The following is a 2574-nucleotide window of genomic DNA, read 5'->3' on the forward strand; positions in this document are numbered from 1 at the left end:
CGCCGCTGGAGCAGCTGCTGCCGGACGTGCGCGCCCAGTGGGGCGCGGCGCCCGTTGCCAGCATCGACATCCAGGATCCGCACGACGCCAGCGCGCGCATCCTGGTTGTCGGCGACTTCGCCGCCGGCCCGCTGCGCGCCGCCAACATCCTCGCCTATGACGGCGTCAGCGGCGCGCGCCTGGCGCAGCGCCCGGCCTGGCAATCGGCGCCCAAGGCCTTGCGCGACCTGCTGCTGGGATTGCACGAAGGCCTGTTCGCTCCGCCCGTGCTGCGCGCGCTGTATGTGCTGTCGGGCCTGCTGGGCGCGGCAATGATTGCCACCGGCATGGTGCTGTGGACGGTCAAGCGGCGCCAGCGCGGCGATCGCCATGCGGGGCTGGCCCTGGTGGAGCGGCTCAATGTCGCCATCATCATGGGGCTGCCGGTGGCGATTGCCGCCTATTTCTGGGCCAACCGGCTGCTGCCGCTGGACCTGGAGCGGCGCGCCGACTGGGAAGTGCACGCGCTGTTCCTGGCCTGGCTGCTGATGTTTGCCTGGGCCGCGCTGCGCCCGGCGCGGCGCGCGTGGCGCGAGCAGGCGCTGCTGGCCGCGGCGCTGTGCGCCGCCCTGCCGCTGCTCAATGCGCTGACCAGCGCGCAGCATCTGGGCCGGGCGCTGGCGCAACAGGACCTGGCAATGGCCGGCTTCGATCTGGCGGCGCTGGCCGCAGGCGCGCTGTTTGCCGGCATGGCCCGGGCGCTGGCGCGGCGCCAGGCACTCAGCGGTTGACGTCTACCACCGTGCGCCCGCGCACCTGACCGTGCAGGATGCGGCGCGCGATCTCGGGCACATCGGCCAGGCCGATCAGTGTTTCGGCCTGGCCCAGCTTGGCCAGGTCGAGGTCGCGCGCCAGCCGCTGCCAGGCCTCGGTGCGCGCCCACTGCGGCGCATTGACCGAGTCGATGCCGGCCAGCGTGATGTGGCGCAGGATGAAAGGCAGGACCGAGCCCGGCAGGTCGGTGCTTTGCGCCAGGCCGCAGCTCGTCACCACGCCGCGGTAATCGGTCTGCGCCAGCACGTTGACCAGCGTGTGGCCGCCCACCGAATCCACGGCCCCGGCCCATTTCGGCGCGGCAACGGGCTTGCCCGGCTCCGACAGCGTGCGCCGGTCAATGACTTCGCTGGCGCCCAGGCGCTGCAGGTAGGAGGTTTCCTCGGGGCGGCCCGTCGAGGCAATCACGCGATAGCCCAGCTGCGACAGCAGCGCCACGGCCACCGAGCCCACGCCGCCGCTCGCGCCCGTGACCAGGATGGGTCCGCGCTCGGGCGTGAGCCCGCCCTTTTCCAGCGCCAGCACGCTGAGCATGGCCGTGTAGCCGGCCGTGCCAATCGCCATGGCATCGCGCGTAGAGAACGCCGCCGGCACCTTGACCAGCCATTCGCCGCGCACGCGCGCGCGCTGGGCGTAGCCGCCGAAATGCGTCTGGCTCAGTTCCCAGCCGTTGAGCAGCACGCGCTCGCCGGGGGCGAAATCGGGATGGCGCGACGCGGCCACGACGCCCGCGAAATCTATGCCCGGAATCATGGGAAAGGTGCGGATCACGGGCGATGCGCCGGTGATCGCCAGCCCGTCCTTGTAATTGACCGTCGAGTATTCGACATCCACGGTCACGTCGCCGTCCATCAGCTGGGCGTCGTCGATGCGGCGCAGTTCCACGCTGATCGCGCCGTCTTCCCGGCTGGCCCACAAGGCATTGAAAGTCATTCGGTGCACTCCATGTCATGCAAAAACGCAGTGACTGGAATGATCGGCGCGCCACCGCAAAGTTGCAAGGCGCGGCGCCGCGCCGGAATGCCCGCCAAAGCCGTCACTTGCAACAGGCCTTTTGCGCAATCTCAAGAGAAGCACAGACGCTTCTATCTACACTAGGGTTATTACCTAATACCAATGGGCGGCTTGCGGTCAACATGTCTGGTTGGGCCCCATGCGCACCGTGGTTCGGTACTTGGACATCCATACACCCTATAGGAATCTGATCATGAAGAAAATTCTCGCTGCCCTGGCTCTGAGCGCTTGCGCTGCTGCTCCCGCTTTTGCCGCTGACTGCGCCCTGACGGTCGAAGCCAACGACATGATGCAGTTCAACACCAAGAGCATCACCGTGCCCAAGGAATGCAAGAACTTTTCCCTGACCCTGAAGCACGTGGGCAAGATGCCCAAGACCGCCATGGGCCACAACCTGGTCGTGACCACCGCTGCCGACCTCACGGCCGTCAACGCCGACGGCATGAAGGCCGGCGCTGCATCCGACTACATCAAGAAGGACGACGCCCGCGTGATCGCCCACACCAAGGTCGTCGGCGGCGGTGAAAGCACCACCATCGAATTCCCCGTCGCCAAGATCAAGGCCGGCACCGACTACAGCTTCTTCTGCTCGTTCCCCGGCCACGCCGGCATGATGAAGGGTTCGCTGAAACTGGGCGCCTGATCAGTTTTTGCTGAATGGGAAGTGGTGGCTGGTCCACCGCTGCCGCAAGAGCCTCCCCTGCGCAAGCAGCGGAGGCTTTTTCATGTCTGGATCGGCGGCGGCGC

The 2574-nt window shown here is 67.6% G+C and carries 3 protein-coding genes; 2 read left to right on the forward strand and 1 reads right to left on the reverse strand.

What is annotated here, in order from left to right; all coding sequences use genetic code 11:
* On the forward strand, window positions 1–770 hold a 770-nt coding region (locus RR928_RS20290; protein WP_332683986.1), incomplete at its 5' end, for a PepSY-associated TM helix domain-containing protein.
* Here RR928_RS20290 and acuI read toward each other — a convergent pair.
* Window positions 760–1746, reverse strand: coding sequence for an acrylyl-CoA reductase (NADPH) (acuI, locus tag RR928_RS20295; RefSeq protein ID WP_332537001.1), 987 nt, complete (start codon window positions 1744–1746; stop codon window positions 760–762). The genes RR928_RS20290 and acuI overlap by 11 nt on opposite strands.
* A gap of 274 nt (window positions 1747–2020) precedes the next feature.
* Between acuI and azu the strand changes: the two genes are divergently transcribed.
* A complete protein-coding gene (gene azu / locus RR928_RS20300) occupies window positions 2021–2470 on the forward strand; it encodes an azurin (RefSeq protein WP_332683989.1) in 450 nt (149 codons plus the stop codon).
* Window positions 2471–2574: the final 104 nt, after the last annotated feature.

This window comes from Comamonas sp. (assembly GCF_036666375.1).
GTDB lineage: Bacteria > Pseudomonadota > Gammaproteobacteria > Burkholderiales > Burkholderiaceae_C > Comamonas.

Bases quoted from the DNA above. Each gene is read 5' to 3' on its own strand.
- azu (WP_332683989.1), top strand. From the start codon at position 2,021: ATGAAGAAAATTCTCGCTGCCCTGGCTCTGAGCGCTTGCGCTGCTGCT.
- acuI (WP_332537001.1), bottom strand. From the start codon at position 1,746: ATGACTTTCAATGCCTTGTGGGCCAGCCGGGAAGACGGCGCGATCAGC.